This is a genomic window from Clostridium celatum (genome assembly GCF_021412605.1).
Taxonomy (GTDB): domain Bacteria; phylum Bacillota; class Clostridia; order Clostridiales; family Clostridiaceae; genus Clostridium; species Clostridium celatum.
Genome location: NZ_JAJKGM010000123.1, coordinates 1 through 318 on the forward strand (window position 1 = coordinate 1; position 318 = coordinate 318).

The 318-nt window shown below is 30.2% G+C and carries 1 protein-coding gene; it reads left to right on the forward strand.

The window, feature by feature from the left end:
* Window positions 1-318 (forward strand): hypothetical protein (locus tag LPC13_RS17275; RefSeq protein ID WP_234089039.1); only part of this gene is annotated, 318 nt, incomplete at both ends.

Consider the following 318-nt stretch of genomic DNA (forward strand, 5'->3'; position numbering starts at 1 on the left):
GTAGTAGTAGCTGGACTTGGAACAACTTTAGAAAATGTTAAAGACATTGTTAAGTTAACATTCACAGCTAAAGCAAGTGGAGAAAATGTAGCATTTGATTTAATAAATGGTAAAGTTGCAGATGGTGAAGGTGTTGAAGAAGCAACTAAGACATCAACTGTAACAATGAATATAAAAGAAGCTGTAAATAAATCTGAATTAACTTCAGTTATTGAAGACGCTAAAAAGATAATTGAAAATCAATCAGATAAGTATACAGAAGCAACAATAAATGCATTAAAAGAAGCTGTTAAATTAGCAGAAGAAGTAGTAGCTAAT